The 24486-nt window shown below is 63.6% G+C and carries 22 protein-coding genes; 12 read left to right on the forward strand and 10 right to left on the reverse strand.

Translation table 11 applies throughout. The features are described from left to right. Positions 1–27 precede the first annotated feature (27 nt). The 6 genes from HNS03_RS06705 to HNS03_RS06730 all read left to right on the forward strand — a co-directional run bounded on the left by HNS03_RS06705 (position 28) and on the right by HNS03_RS06730 (position 6013). A complete protein-coding gene (locus HNS03_RS06705; protein ID WP_367193938.1) occupies positions 28–1131 on the forward strand; it encodes a DUF2218 domain-containing protein in 1104 nt (367 codons plus the stop codon). Between the two features lie 8 nt (positions 1132–1139). After that, complete coding sequence (locus HNS03_RS06710) at positions 1140–2234, forward strand: FecCD family ABC transporter permease (protein WP_367193940.1); 1095 nt, start codon at positions 1140–1142, stop codon at positions 2232–2234. After that, positions 2234–3019: an ABC transporter ATP-binding protein gene (locus HNS03_RS06715; RefSeq protein ID WP_367193942.1), complete on the forward strand. Its 786-nt coding sequence runs from the start codon at positions 2234–2236 to the stop codon at positions 3017–3019. The genes HNS03_RS06710 and HNS03_RS06715 overlap by 1 nt, the downstream gene beginning before the upstream one ends. A 267-nt stretch (positions 3020–3286) precedes the next feature. Further along, positions 3287–4201 carry an aspartate dehydrogenase gene (locus HNS03_RS06720; RefSeq protein WP_367193944.1) on the forward strand — a complete coding sequence of 305 codons (915 nt, stop codon included), beginning with the start codon at positions 3287–3289 and terminating at the stop codon, positions 4199–4201. Between the two features lie 5 nt (positions 4202–4206). Next, positions 4207–4743 carry a cupin domain-containing protein gene (locus HNS03_RS06725; protein WP_367193946.1) on the forward strand — a complete coding sequence of 179 codons (537 nt, stop codon included), beginning with the start codon at positions 4207–4209 and terminating at the stop codon, positions 4741–4743. 133 nt (positions 4744–4876) lie between these two features. Further along, the gene (locus HNS03_RS06730) at positions 4877–6013 is read left to right on the forward strand and encodes an FAD-dependent monooxygenase (protein WP_367193948.1); all 1137 of its coding nucleotides are present in this window, start codon (positions 4877–4879) and stop codon (positions 6011–6013) included. 18 nt (positions 6014–6031) lie between these two features. On the opposite strand, the gene HNS03_RS06735 is transcribed toward HNS03_RS06730, so the two are convergent. Beyond that, positions 6032–6943, reverse strand: coding sequence for a LysR family transcriptional regulator (locus HNS03_RS06735; protein ID WP_367193950.1), 912 nt, complete (start codon positions 6941–6943; stop codon positions 6032–6034). A gap of 468 nt (positions 6944–7411) precedes the next feature. Between HNS03_RS06735 and HNS03_RS06740 the strand changes: the two genes are divergently transcribed. From HNS03_RS06740 to HNS03_RS06755, 4 genes are read left to right on the forward strand one after another with little or no spacing between them, the layout of a single operon-like run. Further along, positions 7412–8467: an ABC transporter substrate-binding protein gene (locus HNS03_RS06740; protein WP_367193951.1), complete on the forward strand. Its 1056-nt coding sequence runs from the start codon at positions 7412–7414 to the stop codon at positions 8465–8467. Positions 8468–8499: 32 nt separating this feature from the next. Further along, positions 8500–9324, forward strand: coding sequence for an ABC transporter ATP-binding protein (locus HNS03_RS06745; protein WP_367194198.1), 825 nt, complete (start codon positions 8500–8502; stop codon positions 9322–9324). Next, entirely contained in the window at positions 9321–10118 is a 798-nt protein-coding gene (locus HNS03_RS06750; protein ID WP_367193953.1) for an ABC transporter permease, read from the forward strand. The genes HNS03_RS06745 and HNS03_RS06750 overlap by 4 nt, the downstream gene beginning before the upstream one ends. Continuing rightward, the gene (locus tag HNS03_RS06755; RefSeq protein WP_367193954.1) at positions 10108–11025 is read left to right on the forward strand and encodes an alpha/beta hydrolase; all 918 of its coding nucleotides are present in this window, start codon (positions 10108–10110) and stop codon (positions 11023–11025) included. Before HNS03_RS06750 ends, HNS03_RS06755 begins: the two co-directional genes overlap by 11 nt. 160 nt (positions 11026–11185) lie before the next feature. Here HNS03_RS06755 and HNS03_RS06760 read toward each other — a convergent pair whose 3' ends face one another. Both HNS03_RS06760 and HNS03_RS06765 read right to left on the reverse strand, forming a co-directional pair. Continuing rightward, positions 11186–12010, reverse strand: coding sequence for an arylamine N-acetyltransferase (locus tag HNS03_RS06760; RefSeq protein WP_367193956.1), 825 nt, complete (start codon positions 12008–12010; stop codon positions 11186–11188). A 138-nt stretch (positions 12011–12148) separates the two neighbouring features. After that, complete coding sequence (locus HNS03_RS06765) at positions 12149–12784, reverse strand: YceI family protein (protein ID WP_367193958.1); 636 nt, start codon at positions 12782–12784, stop codon at positions 12149–12151. Positions 12785–12948: 164 nt separating this feature from the next. Between HNS03_RS06765 and HNS03_RS06770 the strand changes: the two genes are divergently transcribed. Together HNS03_RS06770 and HNS03_RS06775 are read left to right on the forward strand one after the other, a co-directional pair. Then, positions 12949–13434 (forward strand): pyridoxamine 5'-phosphate oxidase family protein, encoded by a 486-nt coding sequence (locus tag HNS03_RS06770; RefSeq protein ID WP_367193959.1) that lies wholly within the window; start codon positions 12949–12951, stop codon positions 13432–13434. Beyond that, the gene (locus tag HNS03_RS06775) at positions 13431–14759 is read left to right on the forward strand and encodes a pyridoxamine 5'-phosphate oxidase family protein (protein WP_367193960.1); all 1329 of its coding nucleotides are present in this window, start codon (positions 13431–13433) and stop codon (positions 14757–14759) included. Before HNS03_RS06770 ends, HNS03_RS06775 begins: the two co-directional genes overlap by 4 nt. 182 nt (positions 14760–14941) lie before the next feature. Here the strand turns inward: HNS03_RS06775 and HNS03_RS06780 are convergent, their stop codons facing one another. The 7 genes from HNS03_RS06780 to HNS03_RS06810 form a co-directional block, all read right to left on the reverse strand. Then, positions 14942–16372, reverse strand: coding sequence for an NAD-dependent succinate-semialdehyde dehydrogenase (locus HNS03_RS06780; RefSeq protein ID WP_367193962.1), 1431 nt, complete (start codon positions 16370–16372; stop codon positions 14942–14944). A gap of 201 nt (positions 16373–16573) precedes the next feature. Further along, a complete protein-coding gene (locus HNS03_RS06785; protein WP_367193964.1) occupies positions 16574–17446 on the reverse strand; it encodes an oxidoreductase in 873 nt (290 codons plus the stop codon). Next, the gene (locus HNS03_RS06790; RefSeq protein WP_367193966.1) at positions 17430–19223 is read right to left on the reverse strand and encodes a hydantoinase B/oxoprolinase family protein; all 1794 of its coding nucleotides are present in this window, start codon (positions 19221–19223) and stop codon (positions 17430–17432) included. The genes HNS03_RS06785 and HNS03_RS06790 overlap by 17 nt, the downstream gene beginning before the upstream one ends. Beyond that, complete coding sequence (locus tag HNS03_RS06795; protein ID WP_367193967.1) at positions 19223–21244, reverse strand: hydantoinase/oxoprolinase family protein; 2022 nt, start codon at positions 21242–21244, stop codon at positions 19223–19225. Before HNS03_RS06795 ends, HNS03_RS06790 begins: the two co-directional genes overlap by 1 nt. A 54-nt stretch (positions 21245–21298) precedes the next feature. Next, positions 21299–22426, reverse strand: coding sequence for a thiolase family protein (locus HNS03_RS06800; protein WP_367193969.1), 1128 nt, complete (start codon positions 22424–22426; stop codon positions 21299–21301). Then, positions 22427–23200, reverse strand: coding sequence for an enoyl-CoA hydratase/isomerase family protein (locus HNS03_RS06805; protein WP_367193971.1), 774 nt, complete (start codon positions 23198–23200; stop codon positions 22427–22429). Positions 23201–23206: 6 nt separating this feature from the next. Further along, positions 23207–24424 (reverse strand): CaiB/BaiF CoA transferase family protein, encoded by a 1218-nt coding sequence (locus HNS03_RS06810; RefSeq protein ID WP_367193973.1) that lies wholly within the window; start codon positions 24422–24424, stop codon positions 23207–23209. Positions 24425–24486: the final 62 nt, after the last annotated feature.

Here is a 24486-nt window from a genome sequence, read left to right on the forward strand (position 1 = left end):
AATCGCGAACCTGAAAAGCTTTTCCCTATGCCCCAGTTCACGGCCCGAGCGGCCATCGCGTTTCCCAATATCGACGCCTATCTTGACCAGATTGCCGCATCGCTTGCGGCACACAACATGGACGTTCAGGCCGACGGCGACGGATATGATGTGAGGTCGGCGTTTGGAACGGCGCACCTGGAGACCGCACCTTCTGCCCTGCACCTTCTCGTCCAGGCTGAAGATCCGGCCGCATTCAATCGGATGAAGCACGATCTCACGAGCCTCATCGATTTCGTCGCTCGCTCCGAAGCTCTCACGATCGTCTGGACCGGCGACGCGACCGGCGCCGCTCCACCGCCCGACCTTCGGATCCTCACCGTCCGCACGGTCCACGACCTGACCCCCCGGATGCGCCGGTTCACGCTGCAGGGCGACGATCTCGGCCGCTACGCCGTGTCCGACCAAATCCATTGTCGCCTACTGTTTCAGGAAAAGGGGACACATAGTCCCGAATGGCCGCACCTCGGCGACAACGGCCGTATCCTCTGGCCAGCGGCCGGCAAGCTGGCGACCCGGATCTACACGATCCGCCGGATCGATCCGGCGTCTGGCACGCTCGATATCGATTTCTTCATGCATGGCGGCAAAGGCCCGGGCGTGAAATGGGCGAACACGGCTTCCCCCGGGGACATCGTCGGAATTTTGGGCCCTGCCGCCTATGGGCCGAAACCCGCGGACTGGGTCCTGCTTGCTGGAGACGAGACCGGGTTGCCCGGCATCGCCCGTATTCTGGAGAACCTGCCGGCCTCAGCCCAAGGCGTCGCCTTGATCGAGGTGGCGGATACCCGCGAGGAACAGCCAATCGAGGGCCCCTCAGGGGTCGAGATCCGTTGGCTGCACCGCAACGGTGCCGCCTCGGGCACGACTTCTCTTCTAGCCGATACCGTGTGCGCCCTGGATCTGCCGGCAGACAAGACCGGCCTCTTCTTCTGGGGCGGTGCGGAGTTCGCCACCTTTAAGACCATGCGCACCTATCTCACCCAGGAGATCGGACTTCCGCGCTCCCGCATCGTCGCCTTCTCCCACTGGCGGCGCGGCATGAGCGAAGAAGAGATTGCCGAGGCCGGCGCGTCGGCCATTTCCGCATGACATCCGCCATGCGGTCACGCCGTCCGTTCTTCCCCGATCAGACGCACACCGCGCCGATAGACCTCGAAGCTCCGGACCAGACCGGCGGCTACGACCGCCTGATCCGTCGACGCCAGCGCGTGCTGGTCGCGCTTCTCGGCATCCTGCTCATCGCTTTCGTCCTGGACGTGGCAATCGGCCCGGCGGGCCTGAGCCTTGATCAATCGCTGAAAGCACTGCTCGGCATCGAAGGCGCGAGCCGGACCGACATCGTCATCCTCTGGAGCGTCCGCCTGCCGCAAGCGCTCACCGCCATTCTTGTCGGCGCGGCCCTTTCGCTCGCCGGGGCCGAGATGCAGACGATCCTCGACAATCCGCTGGCGAGCCCGTTCACGCTCGGCGTGTCGTCGGCCGCTTCGTTCGGGGCCGCCCTCGCCATGATCCTGGGGGCAGGCCTGCCCTTTCTACCGACCACCTGGCTGGTGCCCACCAACGCCTTCTTGTTCGCGTTCGGCTCGGTTTTGGTCCTGCAGGCACTGACTTTAAGGCGCGGCGCTGGATCGGATCGCTTGGTGCTGTTCGGCATCGCCATGGTCTTTTCCTTCAACGCGCTGGTGGCGTTGGTTCAGTTCGTGGCGTCCGAGACCGCTCTGCAGCAATTCGTCTTCTGGACCATGGGGTCCATCTCGCGCACAGGCTGGCCGGAAGTTGCCTTGCTTGCCGCAGCACTTGCCCTTGCCTTTCCAACCGCATTTGCCGCGCGCTGGCACCTGACCGCGCTGCGGTTCGGCGAGGACCGAGCACAGAGCTTCGGTGTGCCCGTGGCAAGGCTAAGGTTCGTGGTGCTCATCCGCATCAGCCTCTTGGCCGCGCTTTCCGTCGCATTTGTCGGAACCATCGGGTTCATCGGCCTGGTCGGTCCCCATATCGCGCGGCTCCTGGTCGGCGAGGATCACCGCTTCTTCCTCCCGGCGAGCCTCTTAACAGGCGCTGCGGTGCTCTCCTTCGCCTCGCTGGTCAGCAAAATTCTGGTCGCAGGCACACTGTTGCCGATCGGGATCATGACCTCCCTGATCGGCATTCCCGTGTTCGTCGCGCTGATCCTCCGCCGCTCGGAGGCCTGATGGAACACGCACTGAAGATCGATGGCTTGTCCGTTCAGTATCCGAACCGCCAGGTGATTACTGACCTGTCGCTGCCGTCCTTGCCGGCGGGAACGCTGACCGCGGTGATCGGTCCGAACGCGGCCGGCAAAACCACATTCCTTCGCGCCTTGGCAGGTCTTCTGCCTGCGGCAGGCGAAGTCCGCTTCGGCAAGTGGGACTTGTTGCGATGCCGACCAGCCGAGCGGGCCCGCCTTGTTACCTACATGCCGCAATCGCTCCCCCAAGGCGTAGCTTTGACCGTGGTGGAAGCCATAGCCACAGCGCTTCGCGCAGCGCCCTCCTCCGGCCCGATCTCCGCAGAGAGCATACACGCCGCTGTCAACGCCATTCTGCGGCGGCTAGATATCGGCCACCTCGCCCTGTCCCCGCTCGACAGGCTTTCCGGCGGACAGCGGCAACTCGTCAGCCTGGCGCAGGCGATCGTTCGCCGCCCAAAGATCCTGCTTCTTGACGAACCCACAAGCGCGCTCGATCCGCGTCACCAGATCGATGTGATGGAAGCGGTCAGAGAAAGCGCCATCACCGACCGGACGATCGTGCTTGCCGTCCTGCACGACCTCAATCTCGCACTGCGCTGGGCGGACACGATCGCCCTGCTTGCGGACGGCATCGTGACGGCCTCGGGGCCTCCCGAGGACGCCGTAACGGCTCAGACGCTGGCGGACGCCTACAAAGTCGCAGCCCGGATCGAGCGATGTTCGCGCGGCCAATCCCATGTGCTCATCGATGGCAAGATCGATTGAATGCGATCGAACGCCGTCGCCTCCCTTACGCACCGCGCCCTGTTTCTAAATCACGCACACATCCCAGCCCACGTGTTTTCCGTCAGGCGACGCAAATTGGATGCGCCGTATCGCGCACCGCGGTGTTCGACGGTTTCGCCTTCCGCCACACCCCATCGCTGATCCATTTGTGCGGCATCCCGGTCTCGCGCATCGCGGGACACCTTCGCGGCCGATGTCTTGTGTCGAAGCCGGCCGCTCCGGACCAATGGCAGGAGTGCGTTCCCGTTGCCCGCGCGTCGACTTGGCATCATCGGTTACGGCGCCATCGGCCAGGCGATCGTGGAGCGGCTACGGCTCGAGGGGACCTTTGACGACCTCGCTTGCGTTCTGATCCGACCGGGACGGAAGCCGGCCGACGACCTTCCGCTTTTCGATGACCTCGCCGACTTTCTTTCCTCCGGTCCGGATGTCGTTATCGAGGCTGCTGGTCAGCGCGCACTGACCCACATTGGCCCGGCGGTCGCGGCGGCCGGCATCGACCTCGTCGCTTCATCCGTTGGCGCGCTGATGGACAAAACGCTGATGGCGACACTTCTAGGAAAAGACGACACAGCTCCGGGGAAGGTGCTCATTCCATCGGGAGCGATCGCAGGACTAGACGGGCTCGTCGCGGCCCGCCTCGCCGGGCTCGATGAAGTGCGCTACACGTCGCACAAGCCACCGCACGCCTGGCTCGGCACGGCGGCAGAAGGCACGCTCGACTTCGACCACATCGAGGATGAGGTCGTCTTCTTCGAAGGCACCGCGCGGGACGCCGCCGTCCGGTTCCCCAAGAACGCCAACGTTTCCGCCGCGATCGCGCTGGCCGGCATCGGACCGGAGCGCACCCAGGTCCGTCTCGTCTCGTCGCGACGCGTCACCGACCCACTCGGAGTCGTCGAGGCCTCCGGTGCGTTCGGCTGGTTCCGGTTCGAGATCTACGCCCACGCCTTTCCGTCGAACCCGAAGTCCTCGATGCTGACCGCCTACTCGCTGCTGGAGTGCGCCCGTTACGGAATCGGCATGCCCCTTGCCGCGGTCGCGTGCTCCTCGGGCGACGATCCCCGTCACGCGTCCCGCAACACGGTCAATCAGCCTTTGCACTTCGTCCCGATGGCCGGCTTGTCTACGGTCGGTGAACGGAAAACCCGTCAGGAGTGATGACGATGAGTGAGAAGTCGAACGTCGCCCGGCATCCACGCCCGCCAGAGCTGCAGGATGCCTCGCTGGACGAGATCATGGCCACCTATGTCGGCAAGTACAAAGACAAACGCGCCGACTGGAACGCCTTCGCCGATGCCAGCATCGAGGGCTTCAAGCGCGCCCAGTTCCGCTTTATCGGTGCTGGCGCATCGGGAAAGCACGACGCGTCCGATATCATTCCGGCCGGCAACTTCACGCTCTCCATCATGCACGTCCCGCCGGGTCAGGGGAATGCGGCTCACACCCACGAGGTGGAAGAGTGCTTCTTCGTGCTGCAGGGCTACCTCACCGTGTTCCTGGAGACCGAGGAAGGCGAGCGGGTCTCGGAGACGTTGGGTCCCTGGGAATGCATCTCCTGCCCAGCCGGCGTGATCCATGGCTACGTCAACGAAACGCTGGAACCCTGCTACCTGCAGGTGATGCTCGGCCGGGGCCGCCCCGAAACGGCCGGCTTCGCCTCCAGTGAGCTGTTCGCCAAGCGCGACTCCCACCTTGCCTGACCGCCTCTAGAGCCTGTCAGCGTTTCACGGAAACGCCGAGGGGCTCTAACCCTTTGCTTTAACGCATGTCCGGACGTCCAACCGGTTTCCACTTGGCCTGGACATGCTCTAACCGCACCGAAAGTTCCACAAAATGTCCGATCGCCGGCCTCCAAGGATTGCCGTCGTTGGGGCCGGCATCGGCGGCCTGACCGTCACCGCCGCACTCCGAAAACTCGGCCTCCCGGCAACCATTTACGAGCAGGCACCGGCCTTCGGGCGCGTTGGGGCCGGGATCCAGCTAACGCCCAACGCGGTCAAGGTGCTGCGCGTGCTCGGGCTGGAGCAGCAGGTCCGCGCCGCGGCGTTCGCGCCCGAGGTCGGCTACAATCGCGATGCTCGGACCGGCGACGTCACCTTTTTGCATCCGATGGGAAAGGTCACTGAGGATCGTTACGATGCGCCAGACCTCTCCATGCACCGGGCGGTGCTGCACGGCGCGCTGGAGTCGCAAATTCCCCATGAGCAGATCGCATTCGGCAAGGTGCTTGCCGGCGTCGACCGGGAGGGCGACGCGGTGCGGCTCAGCTTCGAGGACGGCGACAGCGTCGTAGCCGACCTGGTAATCGGGGCCGACGGGATCCATTCGATCGTCCGCCACACCCTGGTCGGCGAGGAAGCCCTCTCCTTTACCGGACGTGTTGCCTACCGCTCGGTCTACCGATCCGAGCGGCTGGGGCGCAAAATCGACGATCGCGTGAAATGGTGGGGCGAGGAACGCCACATCGTAACCTACAAGATCGACCCGCGACGCGAGGAACTTTACTTCATCGCCTCGACACCGGAACCGGACTTCGAAGTGGAATCGTGGTCTGCCCTCGGCGACCGCGACACGTTGCTCGCCGCCTACGAGGGCTTTCATCCCGACGCCCGGATCGTTCTGGAATCGGCGCCGGACGTGCGCAAATGGGCGCTGGCGGTGCGCAAACCTCTCCAGAGCTGGTCCGACGAACGGATCACCCTTCTGGGCGACGCTGCGCATCCGATGGTGCCGTACATGGCGCAAGGCGCCGGCAGCGCGATGGAAGATGCCATCATCCTGGCACGGCTCCTCTCAAAGACCGACCCCGACGGATATCCCGCCGCGCTGAAGGTCTACGAGGCGCACCGCATCCCCCGCACCACCCGCATCCAACGAGCGGCTTCGCAGAACAAGTGGATGCATACGGCCAGTGACACCGATACCGACTGGCTTTACGGCTACGACGCCTGGAACGGCATCATCGACTGACCGTCGCTCCTTCGGCGATCAGCCAGTGACAACCCCGAGCGAGACGCTCTCCAGCGTCCGCTTCAGCTCCGTCAGCAGAAACTTCGACACGCTCGGCAGCCGCCGCTTCTTCAACGTCAAAAGGTCGATGGTGGTCCGCTCAAGCAGCGGCGCATCGATGGGCACCGTTTTCAGAAGCCCGAGCTCAACCTCCGCCTGAACCGACATCCGCGCCATCACGGAGGCCCCGGAGCTCGCGCGTGCGAACGTCTTCAGCGCGACGAAGGAATCGGTCGTCAGCACCGGATTGAGAGCGTGGCCGGCCTCCTGGCTCACCTCCTCAAGGACTTGGCGGATGTTGAACGCCCCTTCAGGCACGGCGAGAAGGAGATCCGCGAGCTCGTGGATGGAGACCCGTTCCGCGCCCGCAAGCCGATGTCCCGGCTCAACGACCAACACGATCGGATCGCGGTAACGGGCTTCCTGGCGGAGTTCCACGTCCGGTCGGCCGCAGAACGTCACGCCGATATCGCACTCGCCGAGCTTGATCGCCTCGACCACTTTCTGCGCTGTCAGCATCCGCACCTGATATTGCACGTCCGGATAGCGGGTCCGAAACACGGTGATGCCCTGCACCACCTCCGACACCGCACCTTCCACGCACGCAACGCGCACGAGCCCCCGCAGTGTGCCCTTCAGTCCGTTCAAATCCTCCCGAAGGCTATCGTAGTCCAGGATGACGGACCGAGCGTACTCCGCCACCAAGCGCCCGGCGTGGGTGACCGTGACGCCAGAGGTCGAGCGATCGAACAGCGGAACACCCATCTGGCGCTCCAAGATGAGTATCTGGCGGCTAACCGAGGACGGCGCGAGGCCGAGCCGGTCGCTGGCCTTGCGGACGGACCCGCTTCGAACGGCTTCGTAGAATGCACGCAACGGTCCGGGAAACATGACGGTGGCTCCTTCTTACGCGAGCCCTCGTCGGCGGCTCCATCGTGGCGCGGTGTGCGACTAACTCGATCACGACGGCGCGGAGCGAAGCAAAGAGCGGACCATTGGCATCGCGGCTAGACGCCACGGGCCCCACGCACATCGGCTGCCCTTGGCCGCGTGCCTGCAAGGAGTTGCCTCCATTCGCGACGCAGGCTGACGCCAATTCAGGCAGAGAGCCCGCCGTTTAAGCAAAAACGCGACACGAGCAGCAATTGCGTCCAATCTAAAGCAACACCACCGTCGAACCTTCGCTATATCTCACCGGGGTAGATCTACGGGATAAATGACGCCGTCGGCCAGCACGTGACTCTGTCCAGGATCCGGATCGGCCGAACCGTCGCCGCCAGCGTCCGCCTTTCGGGCCTTCTTCCCTTCGGTCCGTCTCGTGGCGATGGCGCCACCTGCCGCGCCAGCCCGGAGCAGTCGATGACCAAGCCGCCCCTGTCCCGTCTCAACCGCCGTCAATTCCTGGCCGCTGGTAGCGCAGCCGCTGCTGTCGGCGCTCTCGGCTTCCCGCACATCGCGCAAGCCCAGGCAACGAAGGTGATGTTCACCTGCGATTTCCGCATGTACGGCGAAACCGCACCCTGGTTCTACGGCAAGGATCTCGGCCTGTTCGAGGATCTCGGCATCGACGCCACGGTTGACGGGTCGTCCGGCTCTGTCGACGCTATTAAGCGGGTCGCGAGCGGCGCCTATGACTTCGGCTGCGCCGATCTCAACAGCCTGGTGGAGTTCGCCGCTCAGCAGCCCGACATCGCTCCGAAGATGATTATGGTCCTGTTCGAGCGGCCGGCCCAATCGATCATCTCGCTGAAGTCGAAGGGGATCGATTCGCTCGCCGCGCTCAAAGGCAAGCGGCTCGGAGTGACATCAACCGATGGCGGCTCGCGGATCTTCCCCTCGCTGCTGCGATACAACGAGGTCGACGGCAGCGACATCGAGCGCGTCGTCACCACTCCGCCCCTACGCGATGCCTTGCTCCTGCAGGATCAGGCGGATGCCGTGATCGGTTTCGACTACACCACCACGCTGAACCTAATGTCGAACGGAATTGCCCGCGAGGACATCGAGATCCTCCCCTTCGCCGACTACGGCTTCAACTTTTACGCCAACGGCTTGATCGCGTCTCAAGAGCAGATCGAAAAGAACCCGGAATTGGTGAAGCGTATCGCGCTCGCTGCCGCCAGGACTTGGCTCGCATCCCTCGCCGATCCCGATGCAACCATCGCCGCCATCAAGCAGCGCGATGACCTCATCGACACAGAGCTGGAGACCACCCGTCTGCATTGGGTGCTCGACGAGCATGTCTTCACCCCGGAGTTCCGCGAAAAAGGTCTCGGTACGTTGGAACCCGACCGGCTGGCACGCGGCGTGAAGACGGTGGCGGAAGGTCTCGACCTCCCGCGTACGCCCGAGGTCGCCGAAGTCTATGACGGGAGCTTCCTCCCGCCCCTCTCAGAAAGACAGCCCAACATCTGATGACCGTCGTCGATACCCGTCTCTCCCCCCACATGCTGGCACAGGAAAGCAGCCTGTCCGCTCCCTTCGTCGAGCTTTCGGACGTCAAGCTGATGTTCGGCGAAGCGGACGGGACGATGGCCCTCGATGGCCTGTCGATGACGGTCGGGAAAGGCGAGTTCGTCAGCGTCGTCGGCCCGTCCGGGTGCGGCAAGTCCTCGCTCATGAAGCTGGTGACCGGCCTCCTGCCATGCTCGGCCGGCACCATCCGCGTCGCGGGCGATGTGGTGCGCGATCCGCTCCACATCGTCGGCATGGCATTCCAGAACCCGACATTGCTGCCGTGGCGTTCTACGCTGCGTAACGTGCTTCTTCCAACCGAGGTCTCCCGGATGAAGCGCCGCAAGCGCTTCGGGAACCGCGAGGCGGACGTGCGCAAGGCGAAGAACTTGCTGGCGCTGGTCGGATTGGAAGATTTTGCCGACAAGAACCCGTGGGCGTTGTCCGGCGGGATGCAGCAGCGCGTCAATCTCTGCCGCTCGCTCATCCACGACCCCGAGCTGTTAATGCTCGACGAACCGTTCGGCGCGCTCGACGCCTTCACTCGTGAAGAGCTTTGGGGCCTGCTGCAGCGGCTCTGGCAAGAGCACGACTTCACCTGCATTCTGGTGACCCATGACTTGCGCGAAGCGGTCTACCTGTCCGACCGCGTCTTCGTCATGGGACCGCGCCCGGGCCGGGTGATTGCCGAGCATCGGATCGATTTCCCGCGTCCGCGTTCGCTCGACATCACGTTCGAGCCGGAATTCGCCAAGCTGGTGAAGACCATCCGTCATCAAATCGACCGGCCCCATGGCGCTGTCGGAGAAGTAAAATGACCCGTCGCTCCTGGCACCGCCTGGAACGGGCCATGCCTTGGCTGGTCGCCGTCGCCTTCATCGCGATCTGGCAGCTTGCCGTCAGCGGTCTGAAAGTGTCCTCGATCGTTCTGCCGTCGCCGCTCGACACGGTCGCGGCCTTGTTGACCTACCACAAGACGATCCTTCGCCACGCGATGTTCACGCTGCAGAACACGGCGCTCGGCTTCGGGCTCGCGATCGTTCTCGGCCTTGTGCTCGGGGTCGCGATCGGGGCGTCGCGCCTCGCCTATGCCGGTCTCTATCCGCTGCTGATCGGCCTCAACTCGGTGCCGAAGGTCGCCATCACGCCGATCCTCGTCCTTTGGCTCGGGATCGGCGAGCCTCCGGCGATCGCGACCGCTTGTCTGCTTTCGATTTTCCCGATTATCGTCAACGTCGCCACCGGCATCGCGACGATGGAGCCGGAGATGGAGGACTTACTGCGCTCGTTCGGCGCCTCCAAGTTGGACGTTCTGACCAAGGTCGGACTGCCCCGCGCAATGCCCTATTTCTTCGCCTCGCTCAAAATCTCCATCACGCTCGCCTTCGTTGGTGCCGTGCTGTCGGAGACGATCGCCTCGAACGAGGGTATCGGCTATCTCATGCTGCAGGCATCGACTCAGTTCCGTGTGCCGCTGATGTTCGCAGCCCTGATCGTGATTGGCCTGATGGGCGTCGCGACCTACCTGCTGTTCGCCGTGATCGAGCGCCGCACCACGGGCTGGGCCACTCGCAATCAACACCGCACCGAGGTGCACCAGTTTGGAAACTGACAAGGCCTCTTCGCTGCCGGCCGACCTTTTGCGAGAGCTTGCGGATATCGGCCCGCGCTGGGCCGAGGACGTGTCCAGCCACGTCCGGCAGATGGCCCGGGCATTCGGCCCGCTGCTTGCCGCTGCGCCAAAGGTCTCGCGGATCGAACGCGACCAGGCCTACGGCCCGCATCCGCGCCACCGGCTCGACGTCTACCATCCCGACATCGGAGCCCCCATGCGGGGTCCGGCGCTCGTGTTCGTCCATGGCGGTGCCTTCGTGCAGGGGGACCGCAACTCCACGGACGAAATCTACGCCAATGTGATGCATCGCTTCGCCCGCTCCGGCATCGTCGGTATCAACGTGGAATACCGACTCGCCCCGGAGGCCACCTTTCCCGGCGCGAGCGAGGACGTGGCGGCGGCCATCGCCTGGACCCGCGCCAACGCCGAGCGCCTCGGCGTCGACGCGGATCGGATCGTGCTGATGGGCCATTCTGCAGGCGCGGCCCACGCCGCCAGCTACGCCTATGACCGGCGCCTCCATCCAGCGGAAGGACCCGGCCTGGCCGGCCTGATCGTGGTAAGCGGCCGGGTTCGCGCCGATACCGCTCCCGACAATCCGAATGCGGCGAAGGTCGAAACCTACTACGGCAGTTCGGACCCGGCGATCCTGGACGCAGCCTCGGCAGTCAGCCATGTCGACGCCGGCAGCCCCCCGACGTTCATCGCCTACGCCGAATACGAAAACCCGCTTCTCGACGTCTATTGTCTCGAACTCGCTTATCGGCTAGCCGCCGCAAAGCGGCGCGCACCGCCGGTCGTTCGCCTGGCCGGGCACAATCACACTTCGATCATAGCCCACATCAACACGAGCGAAGACCGACTTGCTCAGGCTATTCTCGCGTTCATCGCCGGATTGAAATAGCAGGTGGCGCCGGGACGGAGCTGGCCGTAAGGGAGTGACAGGTCGGGACTTTGAGCGCAGTAACCAGCCCCCGCGCGGTCAAGTCGGCTGGTCATCTCGCCTCTGCCGCGGGGACCGATGGCAGAGGCGTAGCTATCATGTCCGGCATCAAGGCTTTGGGTCAGGCCGCAAGTCCGACCTGACCGGTCATCAGCTTCTCCCAGAGCGCTCCGATCGTCGCACGGTCGTAGTGCAGACCGAACTCTTCGAGGATGGTTCGCTCCAGCTCGGCTTCCGAGGCGATCGTCCAGCTTCTCGTGCCGCGCCGCGTCACCTCCTTGGCCTCTCGGTTCATAAGGCTAAGCTGAGCCTCCGATCCGACGCGGCTCATCATAAGGTTTTGAGGAAATGGTGCGCCGAGTGGCCAGTGCGTGCAAAGATAGTTGGCGCTTTGCACGTCGACGGCAGCGAAGGGGCTCTCATCAAAACCGAAGAGCGACAGCCAGCTCTCGCCGTCCCTCCGTTCCAGCACAGTCTCCCCGGTCTGCCGGTCGCTGGTGCATCGGAATGTTGAGCCCGACACCGTCTGATGCGGCCCGATAACGAGTTCCAGGGGCCCGAACGGGCCGGGACCGCCGAAACCCGCGTCGACCAGCCATTCGCGGCCGTTCACCGTGGCGATCCACGCGAGATGGGCACGGATGCCGCCGATGGGCGCTCCCATGCGGACACGGGCGAGGATCGGCCTTGCTGAAAAGCCCACGGCCGCCAGAGCCTGGCCGAACAGGGCATTCAGCTCGAAGCAATAGCCCCCTCGCCGCTGCGCGACCAGCTTCTGCCACACGGCCTCCGGCGCAAGATCCGGCACACGCCCGAGAAAAGGTTCGACGTCTTCGAAAGGAATTGAGGCCATCTGCGCGCACTGAAGCGTCTCCAACCCGTCGAAGGTGGGAAGGCACATCGTCAGGCCGATCCGGGCGAAATAGGTCTCCAGGTCGAAAGTCATGATCGTCATCCTGTCGGGGAGATGAGAAGTCTTGTTTGCCGAATGGAGGTCGAACTTGGAGCCTTTTCCGCGCGGGTGAAAACACCTGCACGACAAGAAATGGCTCACGACCAATCGCTCGAGCACGGTCTTGTCGTGCTACGTCCGCGGCGGCATGAATTCGCTCTCGATGACGAGCTCCACCTCGTCGCTCAGCGCCGGAATGGCGAAGTCCAAGCCCCAGTCGGAACGTTTCACCACGCCCGTCGCGGAGAAGCCGAGCTTCGCCACCTTTTCCATCGGATGCTCGGCCATGGAGCCGTTGTAGCGAACCTTCAGGGTCATCGGATGCGTCTCGCCGCGAAAGGTCAGATCGCCCCGGATAAAGCCGACATCTTCGCCGGTCTGCTTGATCGACCGCGAGACGAAGGTGATGGGCTGACCCGCCAGAAAATCGGGGTGCGTCCCGATCTTCTCGTCGAAGTTCTCGACCTCGGGAAACGGGAACTCCGTCCTCGTCGACATCGGATCGATTGCGACGGTCAGCTTGGACAGCGAGGGCTGTTCCTGGTCCCAGTCGAGTTCGGCGGTCACGGCGGTCAACCGCGCGGTGTAGTGCGAGAGGCCGAAATGGCCGATGCGCCAGACCAGGCTGGTGTGCGCCGGGTCGGCTATATAATGCCCGGATGGCGCGGGGGCCGGCTCGGCCTGCGGGGATCCCGGAATGAAGGCGACAAGTGCAGCGGCAAGGGCGAGACCCAGCGGACCGACGCTTGCCGAAGGACGGAATTCCATTTTCGCAGCTCCCTTGTTGATGTGCCGCCGAGTGCTTTCGGCCGCGTCGCGGGAGTTCCTACGAAAGGGGCGTGCGCACCGCTTCCTAATTGGCTCCTAAAGCGGGCGACCAAATCCTAAAAGTCGACTAAGATCAGTCTTGCCGTTGTCTGAAGTGTTTATTCTTGGCTGCGAAGGCGATGTTCATCGGCTCAGACCTTGCCGAATTCATGACCAGCCCCGTGATGATGATCGTTGGGACACGCGACCGGGCGGGCCGGCCGGACATTGGTCGCGCCGTCGGCGCAAGGACAACGGTCGACGGCTCCGGGTTGGAACTGGTCGTTTCGGCTTGGCAATACGGCGCCACGATCGACAATCTGCGGCACGGTGGTGCGATCGCCATCACTTTCGTGCGCCCGTCCGACTATGTCTGCTATCAGATCAAAGGAAAGGCGAGCGTAAGCGAGGCGGGGCCTGCGGGGCTCGTGCTGTCCGCCCGCTACATTGCCGCGATGACGGAGACTTTGGCATTGCTCGGTGTCACGCCCGAAATGTCGGGTGCCTGGCTAACGAGCCGCGAACCGACTTTGGTTCGCGTCATGCCCGAGGCGGTTTTCGTGCAAACGCCCGGACCAGGAGCCGGCGCTGCGCTTAAGGGGGCGCTGTGACTCCGAACCTGGCCGACCTTGCCGCCTGCTTCGAAGGCGTCATTCCGTCGATCGTGGCGACCGTTTCGGACGATGGCACGCCCAACGTTTCCTACCTTTCCCACGTGGTGATGGTGGACGAAAACCACCTTGCGCTGTCGAACCAGTTCTTCACGAAAACGGCCGCGAACCTACGCGCCAATCCTGTTGCGACGCTGCTCCTCGTCGATGGACGGGATGGCAGGCAGTTCCGCGTTGGGGTGCGTTTTGTGCGCGCGGTCGAAGGCGGGCCGCTGTTTGAGCGGGTCGCGGCACAACTCGCCGCAAGCAGCGCCCAGGTCGGAATGGCCGGCGTGATGCGTCTGCGCAGTGTCGACCTCTTCCGTGTCGAGGATATCGTTGCCTATCCGTCGCCCTCCCGCGCGCCTTCGACACCGCTCGCCCGCGAGCCGGATCTCGATGGAGTCGCGGGCGCGATCGAAGCGATTTCCGCGCAGAGCGAATTGACAGCCGTGGTCGACGCGACACTCACGGCCACAGAAGCCCATTTCGGCTTTGGCAGCATCATGATCCTGCTTGGCCCGATCGGCGATGTGCTGACCACGGTGGGTAGCCTCGGCTACGCGCGCTCCGGCATCGGCTCCGAAGTGGCGGTCGGTGACGGCGTGATCGGCATGGCCGCCGCTCGGCGCCAGACGGTCAAGGTCAGCGACATGAGTCGCGTTCGCCGCTACGGCGCCGCCGTGCGCGCGTCGGGTATGGACGAGGACCGTCTGCGAACCATCGCGCTGCCCGGCCTGCCCGACGCCATGAGCCAGATCGCCGTTCCGATGCTTGTCCAAGGCGGGATGCAGGGCGTGCTTTTCGCCGAAAGCCGCGAGCGAATGGCATTCGGAGCCAAGGCGGAGGTTGGACTGTCGATCGTAGCACGACATGCCGCGCTTGCGGTGGCGCTCGCCGAGGCGTTGTCGCGGGAGGCAACTCCCGCCGATCCCGCCACGACCATCGCGGAGCCGGCCGCGCCGATCTTTCATGTCGATCATCACGCCTTCGACGACAGCGTCTTTATCGACGGCAGCTATGTCATCAAGGGCGTCGCAGGCCGCCTGCTCGTCCACATGCTTGAAGCCTATTTGCGCGAGGGGCGGACAGACTTCACCAACCGCGAGATCCGTCTGTCGCGGGAACTGAGGCTGCCGGAGTTCAAGGACAATTTGGAGACGCGGCTGCTGCTCTTGCAGCGCCGGCTCGACGAGCGTTCGCTACCGGTACGGCTGTCGCGCCAGGGCCGGGGCCAGATCAGGCTCGTCCTTTATGGCGCGCCAGCTCTGCGGAACCGTCCATAGGTGATCTCTTCCTGTCGGACCGGTGAACGCGATGCGGCGCGCTCGGGTGGCCAGATCGTTCTCCCGCATCAAGCGCTCGAGCCGTTGTCGGCCGCGAACTGGGCTTCGCGTCCATCAAACACCAATCTCGGTATCCGAGAGACCGACAACAGCTCAACCTTCGTTAGCCTGATCAAAGGCCCTTAACCGACTTTCGCAGAAATATACTTGGTAAACGTATATTCTTCGACGCCCTCTATGCCGCCTTCCCGACCGTAGCCGCTGCCTTTCACGCCGCCGAACGGCCCTTCCGGCTGGGAAGCTCCGAGATGATTGATCGACATGTGGCCCGCCTCCACCCGCTCGGAAAGACGCGCGGCGGTGTCTAAGGCATTGGTGAAAGCGTAACTCGCAAGACCATAAGGCGTGGCATTTGCCATTTCGATCGCCTGGTCAAGGTCTCCAAAACGCTGGATAACGGCGACCGGTCCAAACGGCTCCTCTTGAAGCACTTCGGCATCGGTCGGCACGTCCGCCAGAATCGTCGGCTCGAAGAAGAAACCTTCACGCCCCATCCGATTGCCGCCGAGCAGTACGTTCGCGCCTTTGGCGCGGGCATCTGCCACGAGGGCTTCGAGCGCCGCGATGCGGTTCTGGTTCTGAACCGCCCCCATTTGAACACCTTCGTCGTACGGACCGCCGATCTTGACGGACTTCGTTGCCTCAACGAACGTGGAGACGAAGGTGTCGTAGACAGCCTCATGCACGATGAACCGGGTTGGGCACGTGCAGATCTGACCGCAATTGCGGTACTTTGCAGCAACCGCCATCCGGGCAGCGGCCGCCGCATCGGCGTCTTCGCAAACGATCACAGGCGCGTGGCCGCCGAGCTCCATCACTACCGGCTTCATGTGGCTCGCCGCCAACCCTGCCAGCAGCTTGCCGACACGCAGCGAGCCCGTCAGCGTCACCATCCGTGTGACCGGCGACGAGATCAGCGCCTCCGAAATCTCGGCGGGATCGCCGAAGAGCAGATTGAGGACTCCGGCCGGCAGGCCGGCGTCCGCATAGCACTGCACCAGAGCAGCCGCCGTGGCCGGTGTTTCCTCTGCGGCCTTCAGGATGAGCGAACAGCCAGCGGCCAAAGCCGACAGCTTACGCGCCGGAATGCTCGCGGGAAAATTCCAAGGGGTAAAGCCCGCCACAGGTCCGATCGGCAATTTCAGAGCCATGTTCGAAAACCCCTGAGCCCCCGGAATCGTGCGGCCATAGATACGCCGACCCTGCTCAATGTCCCATCCGATAAGGGCGGCCGCCCGCATGACCTCGCCCCGGGCCTCGGCCACTGGCTTGCCCTGCTCTTGGCTCATGAGGTCGCCGATCATGCCCGCCCGCTCGCGGATCAGCCGAGCGGCCTCCAACAGGATCGCGGTGCGTTTGTCGACACCCGTGTCGCGCCAGATCTCGAAGCCGCGCCGGGACGAATCCAGCGCTTGTTCGAGATCGGCCGCTTCGGCATGAGCAACACGCCCGATCTCCGCGCCGGTCGCAGGATTGACGACCGCATCCGTCCGCACGGTTTCGCGCCAGGCGCCATCGATGAACAGGTTTACGGATCCGTATTGCTGGGACATGGAAGCGCCTTCCTGGACGGTCTTGGTGAAACATCGACGCGAGCAAGTCGTAGACGCGGGGGCGACCACGCATCCGTCCGAATAGTGCGAAAGCTCGGCCGGATCAGGCGAAACCGCCTGATCGAGAGAGAAACAATGCAAATTCAATGACTTATGAGGATTCTTCCCGTTCAGACAGAATCAACCTGAACGGGAAGCGCTCTAGACCCTCATCGTCGTCTCGGTACCCTCGAAGTTCACGTCGCAAGCCTGTGCCTCGACGCGCGCAATGTCCGCTTCGACGTTCTTCAGCTTGGCCCTGATCCGCGCATAGGCGTCCGCACCCAGCGGAAGGCGGAACGGCGGGTTGGGATCCTCGGCCACCGAGATGATGACGCCAGCGGCTTTGCGCGGATCGCCGGCCTGGGTCCCGTTGGAGCTGTCGATAAACGACCGCGTCTTGCCGGTGGTCTCCGCATAAGCGTCGATCACCTGCTTGGCGCGGCTCATGGAGGAGCCCCGGAAGTTCGTCCGGAATTGGCCCGGCTCGATGACGGTCACGCGAATGCCGAGCGGCGCGACTTCGAGAGCCAGAGCCTCCGAGACACCCTCGATCCCGAACTTGGACGCGGCGTACAGGCCGAATGCGGCCGATGCCGTAAATCCACCGACGGACGAAATGGAGAAGATGTGTCCACTCGCGCGCGCCCGCATTCCAGGCAACACCGCCTGCATCATGTTGATGGCACCGAAGAGATTGACCTCCATCATCGGCCGATATTCGTCCGGCGCGCTTTCCTCTACCGCGCCCATAAACCCGAAACCGGCATTGTTGACGAGGACGTCCACGCGCCCGAATTCGCGTTCCGCAAGGGCAACTGCGGCTTTGGCGTCTTCAGGTTTGGTCACGTCGAGGGTGACCGCGCGCGCCGTCTCGGGATAACGCTCTGCCAAATTGCGGACGTCGTCCGCGCGAATGGCGCTGACGATCACCCGGTAGCCTTGCTCCAGGAGCACTTCCGCGATCGCGCGGCCGAACCCCGACGTGCAACCGGTGACCAGCCAGACTTTTGGGTCATCAGTGGGCAATGCCATCGCCGTTTACTCCCTTCGTTTCGTTTTGACGCTTCCGGTCCTGCCGAACCTTGCGGCTGGCGTCCTTGTCGAGCTCGTAGCGCCACCGGTCTCCGATCGGCGATTTGAAAGCCACGACCACGCCATAGACATCCTGTGCTGTGGCCTCGCTCACATAGCCCAGGTTCAGATCCGCCTCGACGCTCTCCAGGGCCCGATCCAAAGGATCGCCGTAACCACCGCCGCCCGGCGACGAGGCCCGGACCTGGTCTCCGGGACGAAGCGTCACGTTCTGGCACTTGGAGCGCATCTCGGGCGTCCATGACCGATCGTCGGTCTTGAAGCCCACTTCGTTGCCAGCCCCCGCGGCGCCGCCGAAGATGCCGAAGGGCGTGTGTTCGGACCGGTCTCCGAGGATCGAGACCGAACACTCCGACCAGACACCGATTTCGTAGGTCGAGCCACATCCCCCGCGGTGCCAACCCGCACCGCCGGTATTCTCCCGCAAGGCGACTTCCTTGAAGCGGATCGGCGCACGCCGCTCCGCCAGCTCGAAGGACATGATCCTGGCCAGAGAAAGCGGCGACGTTCCGTGGACCAGACCGTCGCCCGCTTTGCTGGCCCCGTAGCCGCCCGGGTAAATCCATGTGGACACGAAATAGCGGCCGGTCTCGGGATGCGTGCCCCCAAATGTCAGAGCACCGGTCGTTCCGAACCAAGCGGCGCTGGCGCGATCCGGCAACGCTGGCGCCATTGCACCGAACAGCACATTCATGACGGCGCTCGAGACTTCCAGATATCCGCCAACCGGCTTCGGATACTCTGCCGCCAGCAGGCATCCTTCCGGAATGTCGAACGTGAACGGCCGGAACGTTCCGCCATTAACCGGAACTTCGGGGAACAGGTGCTTGATTGCGACGTAGCAGACCGAAATCGTGGTGATCTCGGGCAAATTCAGCGTCCCTTTGGGAGACGGTGCGGTACCTGCAAAATTCAGGTGGAGCTGATCTCCTTTCACCGTCACGCATAACTCGATCGGCAGCCGCTGATCGGAGTGACCGTCGTTGTCGATATAGTCGACGAACCGGTGGTCCCCGTCCGGCATTTCCGCGATGTAGGAGCGCATCAGCGTTTCCGAGCGCGCCATCATCTCATCGATGCCCGACTCCATTTCTTCCACGCCATATCGGTCGTATAGCGTGTCGAGCCGTTTCTGACCGACATCAAACACCGACTGCATGGCAGCGATATCGCCGCGGACTTCGGCCGGAAGCCGCAAGTTCCGCAGAATGAAGCCCGTCAGCGTCTCGTTCAGGACGCCGCCTTCGACGAGCCTCATCGGCGGGATGAGGATGCCCTCCTGGTGGATGTTCGTAGATTGCGGAGCCCAGCCACCGGCTGCGCCGCCGCCAATATCCATCCAATGGCCCGTGCTGGCGAGAAGTGCGACGACCTTTCCGTCCCTGTAGTAGGGAGCGACCATCGTCACGTCGGAGAGGTGCGTCCCGGCGAGATAGGGGTCGTTTACGGCCCACACATCCCCCGGCCGCCAACCGCCCGCGGCTTCCACCACGGGGATCAGCGTTCGCACCGCAAGCTGCATGTTCGCCAGGAAGACGGGCAGGCCGTACTGCCCCTGGGAAATCGTCTCGGCCGTGGTCGGATGGTAGATGCCGTTGGCGCAGTCGTTCATTTCCGAAATGATCGGCGAGAACGCAGAATGGATGAAATGCAGGTCCATCTCGTTCGCGACCTGCTCCAGAGCGCCGCGGACGACGGAAAGCGTAACGGTATCCATTAGGCCAGCTCCACCAGAATGTTGCCGATTCCGTCGACCCGGGCGCGCATCTTTGGCTCGATGATGCTGGTTGTGTCGCTCTGCTCGATGACCGCCGGGCCCATGAAGACATCTCCCGGCTTGAGAGTTTCGCGCCAATAGACGGGCGTATCGCGCCAAGCGTCGAAGTAGACCTGACGCCGTTCCGAAGGGGTGGGCTCCGTCGCCTCCTCGCTGGCGACACGGTCGACCGGCTGCGCCCGACGCATGCCTGTCACCGTCGTTCGAAGCGTCACGATCACCGGATCGACGTCCGCGAGCTTGACGCCGTAGTGCTCGAGGTAGGCCTTCTCAAAGACAGCCTTGATCTCGTCCCGTGTCAGAGACACGGGGAGCGGTACGCGGATAGTGTGGATCTGACCCGCATAGGACATGTCGGCCAAATGGATCACTTCGATCTCGCTCAGCTCGACCTTGTTTTCGTCCGTACGAGCCCGCCCCTCGGCTTCCTGTTCGGCAAGGATCTGCCCGAGCTCTTCGAGGTCCACTGCGGGAAGCGGTCGATCGAGGGTGCGGGCAAAGTCGTAGCGGAGATCCGCCACGGCGCAGCCCATCGCGCACAAGACACCGGGATAGGGCGGAATGATCATCGTCCCGATCCCTACGTCGGCAAAGATCGCGGCTCCATGGAGTGGACCGGCTCCGCCGAAAATCACGAGCGCAAAGTCACGCGGATCGTAGCCCCGCTCCACCGACATCAGGCGGGTCCTGCCGGCCATGGATTGGTTGACGATGGCCAGGATCGCCGCAGCCGTCTCCTCGACGCCCAGCTTCAGAGCCTTCCCCAATTCGCCAACGGCCGCTCGCGCAGCGTCCAGATCCAGGGCGGCCCGCTTGCCGTCGCCGATCGGCTTTTCGGCGTTGATCCGGCCCAGCACGAGATTCGCGTCGGTCACAGTTGGCTGGGTGCCACCGAGGCCATAGCAGACCGGTCCGGGCGACGCGCCGGCGCTCTGAGGGCCGACATGCAGCATTCCGCCGCGATCCACCCAGGCGATCGAGCCACCGCCGGCGCCGATCGTGTGGACGTCGATCATCGGCACCTTCAACGGAACCCGGAAATCGAGGAGGGTCGTTTCCGCGATGTCGGGCTTGCCATCGATGACGACGGCGACGTCGTAGCTCGTGCCGCCCATATCGCCGGTGATCGCATTCTTGAAACCGGCCTGCGCCGCGATCCGGGCAGCCGCGACGACGCCGGCGGCAGGACCGGAGCGAATGATGTTCGTGGCGCGGGAGCCGAGCTGATCGAGGGAAATGACGCCCCCGTTGGATTGCATGACCAGCGCGTCCTGGTCGTAGCCATACTCCTTCAGCGCGGAGCTAAGCTTGTCGGCGTAGCCAGAAATCAATGGCTGCAGAAATCCCTGTACCGCAGCCGTGCTCGTCCGCTCGAATTCGTATTGCTCGCGCAGCACATCGGTTGCGAGCACCACCGGCAAATCGGGCGCCTGACGATGAAAGATGTCTCGGATAGCCACTTCGTGAGACGGATTGGCGTAGGCGTGCAGCAAGGCGATGACCACGCACTCAATCCGATCCTGCCGCATTACGTCGACGAGCTGGCTCACGGCCTCCTCGTCGAGAGGGATCAGCACCTCACCGCGATAATCGACCCTTTCAAGGACCTCCCAGCGGCGGTCGCGAGGGATCAGGGGATTTTGGACCCCGTTGAGGCCGTAGATCTCCGGCCGGTCGCGCCGCCCGAGCTCGAGCACGTCGCGGAAACCCCGCGTGGTGATCAGCGCACAACGAGCGCCCTTGCGCTCGATCACGGCGTTGGTCGCAATGGTCGTCCCATGCACCAGGGCATCGATCGATTCCGGTGCAAGTTCGGCCGCCGAAAGCGCGTTCAGAAGTCCCCGCGACGGCTGATCAGGTGTCGAAGGCACCTTCAAGACACGACGGGCGCCGGTCTCTGAATCCTGACTGTAGAAATCGGTGAAGGTACCACCGACATCGATGCCGACTATCCTACCCATCCTGTCTCCTCTCAGCCGGGCTTCAGCCCGAGCCATATTTCTGCCGGCGGCTCGTCAGTCCTGGCCGAGGATCAAGGTGGCGTGCGTCGTCATCACGCCTCCCTGATTGCTGACGATGCACGTGCGGGCATTCTTGACCTGAAGATTTGCTTCCCCACGCATCTGGCGGACGCCTTCGATGACAAGCTGAAGACCGGGCATACCCGTCTCCGAAAGCAGTCCGCCGGACGTATTCGTCGGCAGCTCACCGTCGATCTCGATGCGACCGTCGGACACGAAGCGGCCGCCTTCGCCCTTGCGGCAGAAGCCGTAGTCCTCGAACGTCATCGGGACGGTGATCGTGAAGCAGTCGTAGATTTGCGCGACATCGATATCCTTCGGTGTGAGACCGGCCATCTCGAAGGCTGTGGCCGCGGACTCCTGCGCCTTGGTCGTTGTCAGATCCGGCCTCTGCACGACGTTCCATGACGTCTGACCCTGCCCGAAGCCCAAGACCGGAACCGGTGCGCGCACATTCAGTTCGCGCGCTCGAGAGGCGCTCATGAGAATGACCGCCGCTCCGCCGTCGCTGATGAGCGCACAGTCGTCGCGACGCAGTGGCGACACCACCAGCGGCGACGTCCTATAGCCGTCAAGATCCAGCGGCTTGCGAAGCTGTGCGTTGGGGTTGGCCGCACCGTGTCGGCGGGACGCCATCGCGACCGCGGCCAACTCTTCCTCGGTGGTGCCGAAATCGGCCATGTGGCGACGCGCGATCATCGCGTAGCCCGCCGGCGTGCCGAACCAGCCATGCACGGCGTCTTCGCCGTGGGGACGGCTGTAGTTGTGACGACTGCCGGTCTTCGGATTGTCGGCGAAGCAAACGACGGCGACTTCACAGAGCCCGGCTTCGATCGCAAGCGACGCGTAGGAAATCAGCCCGATATTGGCGGCGCCACCCTGGTCCCAGACACCTCCGACCTTCGGCTGCAGCCCTAGCGCCTCAGCCACCCGTTGGCCGTACATGAACTGAGGCTGCGAAGTCGGAAACTTGACCATAACGCCATCGATCACGTCCTTTTCGATCCTGGCGTCGTCCAGCGCATTTGCCACCGCGTCCACGATCATCGAAACGGGCGTCTGTCCCGGCAGCCTGCCGAATGCGGTGTGGCCGACTCCGGCGATGACGACGTTACCCCGCATCTAACGACCCTCGAAATTCGGTAGCCGCTTCTCTGCAAAGGCCATGGGGCCTTCCTTCGCGTCTGCCGTTTCCCGCAAGAGCCGTGCGCTCATCTGCTCCAGACGAAGCCCGGCGACAAGGTCGAGATCCTGGCCACGCACCGCGAGCTCCTTGCTCGCCTGCACGGCGAGCGGCGCGTTGCGGGCAATCTGACGCGCGTATTCAGTCGCAGCGTCCATGAGGTCGGGGGCTTCCACGATCCGATTGATCAGCCCCCACCGCAACGCGGTCTCCGCATCGACCATGTCGCCGCAGAGAAGCATCTCCATCGCAATCGCGTGGGGCACCTGGCGGATCAGACGTTGGGTACCGCCATTCGCCGCAATGATACCGCGCTTGACCTCGGACAGACCGAAGTGCGCCTCCGGCACGGCAACCCGAATGTCCGTCGCCAACGTCAGCGTCAGGCCGCCCCCGACGCAATATCCGTTGATGGCGGCAATGACCGGTTTCCAGACTTCGAGCCCCCGGTTGAGGAGTGCATCGCGCTGGGTTGTCCAGAACGTTGACCACTCCCTCGATGCGGGATCGTAGGTCTTGAGGTCCGCCCCGGCGCTGAAGGCCCGCTCGCCGGCCCCGGTGACGATCGCCACACGGATCTCTGGATTGTCGCGAACCTCCATCCAAGCGCGCGACAGAGCCTCGTAGTGCTCTTGATCGAGGGCGTTGAGACGCTCGGGTCGGTTGATCGTAATGGTCGCAATGTGGTCGGCGACCTCAAAATCGATAGCCATGTTTCGCTATCCCCGCCGGTCAGGGGTCGACACGACCTTGGTGTCGATCAGTCGGTCGATCTCCGCCTGGTCCCGGCCGAGATCTCTCAGGATCGCGGACGTGTCCTGCCCTAGCGCCGGCGGCGGATTAACATCGCCGCGGTCGTCACCGGCAAAATGAACAGGATTTGCGATCGCCTTCAGCTCTCCGAACTGCGGATGGTCGTAGTTGATCACCATCCCGAGCGCGGCGGTCTGGGGGCTTCGGAGAACATCGAGAGCCGTGTTGACCGGAACGCACGGCACCCCCGCCGCATTCAGCGCCGCGACCCATTCCTCGATGGTCCGCGAACGGGTGATCTCGCGGACGAGCCCGTTGGTTTCCTTGCGATTGCGGACCCGGTCCGCGTTGGTGAGAAAACGAGCTTCCGAAGCCAACTCCGGCCGCTCGACAGCCTCACAGTATTTTTGCCAGAGGCTGTCGTTCGCGATCCCGATGAGCACGTCGCCATTGCTCGCCTGAAACACCTCGTAAGGGCAAAGCGATTCATGCCCCGTCCCGGACTTCTCAGGCGGCGTCCCGCGACGCCAGCTGCGCTGCAGGTTAAACGCAAGCAAGGCCAAAGCCGTCTCGAACAGCGAGACCTCCAGATAGGCGCCCTCCCCTGTTCGCTCGCGATGAAACAGCGCCGCAAGGATACCGTTCTGCGCATTAAGGCCGGTCGCCTGGTCGATCGGGGACAAGGGAGTACGGATCGGAGGGCCGCCCGGCACGCCCGTCATGGCCATGATCCCACTATAGGCTTGCAGAATGAGATCGTAGCCTTTGGCGTTCTTCATCGGCCCGTTTCGGCCGAAGCCGGAGATCGAGCAATATATCAACCCTGGATTGACTTTCCGAACCGTCTCATAGTCCACCCCAAGGCGTTCGGTAACGCCCGTTGCGTAGCTTTCGACGACGACGTCGGCGCTTTGAATCAATTGCTGGACAATTGACTGCCCCTCCGCCGTCTTCAGGTCGACTGCGAAGCTCCGCTTATTGCGGTTCATGCTGAGGAAGACGGTACCCGTGCGATCTCCGTTGCCTTCATCCTCGTGGAATGGTGGCCAACGGCGTGTATCATCGCCTTGTGGGGGCTCTATCTTTATGATTTCGGCGCCCATGTCGCCTAGATATTGCGTACACAGGGGGCCAGCGACGACCTTTGTCATGTCGACGACCCGTATGCCGGTGAGCGGTTTCAAGCGCGGACATCCCAAGCTACAAAAGGCGGCGAGAATCACAAATTCAATGGTTAGACCATTTG

Origin of the sequence: Amorphus sp. 3PC139-8 (genome assembly GCF_040750475.1) — a bacterium.
GTDB lineage: Bacteria > Pseudomonadota > Alphaproteobacteria > Rhizobiales > Amorphaceae > Amorphus.

Excerpts from the sequence above, each read along its gene's own strand:
- HNS03_RS06705 (WP_367193938.1), top strand. The coding sequence starts at position 28 with ATGCCCCAGTTCACGGCCCGAGCGGCCATCGCGTTTCCCAATATCGAC.
- HNS03_RS06710 (WP_367193940.1), top strand. The coding sequence starts at position 1,140 with ATGCGGTCACGCCGTCCGTTCTTCCCCGATCAGACGCACACCGCGCCG.
- HNS03_RS06715 (WP_367193942.1), top strand. The coding sequence starts at position 2,234 with ATGGAACACGCACTGAAGATCGATGGCTTGTCCGTTCAGTATCCGAAC.
- HNS03_RS06725 (WP_367193946.1), top strand. The coding sequence starts at position 4,207 with ATGAGTGAGAAGTCGAACGTCGCCCGGCATCCACGCCCGCCAGAGCTG.
- HNS03_RS06730 (WP_367193948.1), top strand. The coding sequence starts at position 4,877 with ATGTCCGATCGCCGGCCTCCAAGGATTGCCGTCGTTGGGGCCGGCATC.
- HNS03_RS06735 (WP_367193950.1), bottom strand. The coding sequence starts at position 6,943 with ATGTTTCCCGGACCGTTGCGTGCATTCTACGAAGCCGTTCGAAGCGGG.
- HNS03_RS06740 (WP_367193951.1), top strand. The coding sequence starts at position 7,412 with ATGACCAAGCCGCCCCTGTCCCGTCTCAACCGCCGTCAATTCCTGGCC.
- HNS03_RS06745 (WP_367194198.1), top strand. The coding sequence starts at position 8,500 with ATGCTGGCACAGGAAAGCAGCCTGTCCGCTCCCTTCGTCGAGCTTTCG.
- HNS03_RS06750 (WP_367193953.1), top strand. The coding sequence starts at position 9,321 with ATGACCCGTCGCTCCTGGCACCGCCTGGAACGGGCCATGCCTTGGCTG.
- HNS03_RS06760 (WP_367193956.1), bottom strand. The coding sequence starts at position 12,010 with ATGACTTTCGACCTGGAGACCTATTTCGCCCGGATCGGCCTGACGATG.
- HNS03_RS06765 (WP_367193958.1), bottom strand. The coding sequence starts at position 12,784 with ATGGAATTCCGTCCTTCGGCAAGCGTCGGTCCGCTGGGTCTCGCCCTT.
- HNS03_RS06780 (WP_367193962.1), bottom strand. The coding sequence starts at position 16,372 with ATGTCCCAGCAATACGGATCCGTAAACCTGTTCATCGATGGCGCCTGG.
- HNS03_RS06785 (WP_367193964.1), bottom strand. The coding sequence starts at position 17,446 with ATGGCATTGCCCACTGATGACCCAAAAGTCTGGCTGGTCACCGGTTGC.
- HNS03_RS06790 (WP_367193966.1), bottom strand. The coding sequence starts at position 19,223 with ATGGATACCGTTACGCTTTCCGTCGTCCGCGGCGCTCTGGAGCAGGTC.
- HNS03_RS06795 (WP_367193967.1), bottom strand. The coding sequence starts at position 21,244 with ATGGGTAGGATAGTCGGCATCGATGTCGGTGGTACCTTCACCGATTTC.
- HNS03_RS06800 (WP_367193969.1), bottom strand. The coding sequence starts at position 22,426 with ATGCGGGGTAACGTCGTCATCGCCGGAGTCGGCCACACCGCATTCGGC.
- HNS03_RS06805 (WP_367193971.1), bottom strand. The coding sequence starts at position 23,200 with ATGGCTATCGATTTTGAGGTCGCCGACCACATTGCGACCATTACGATC.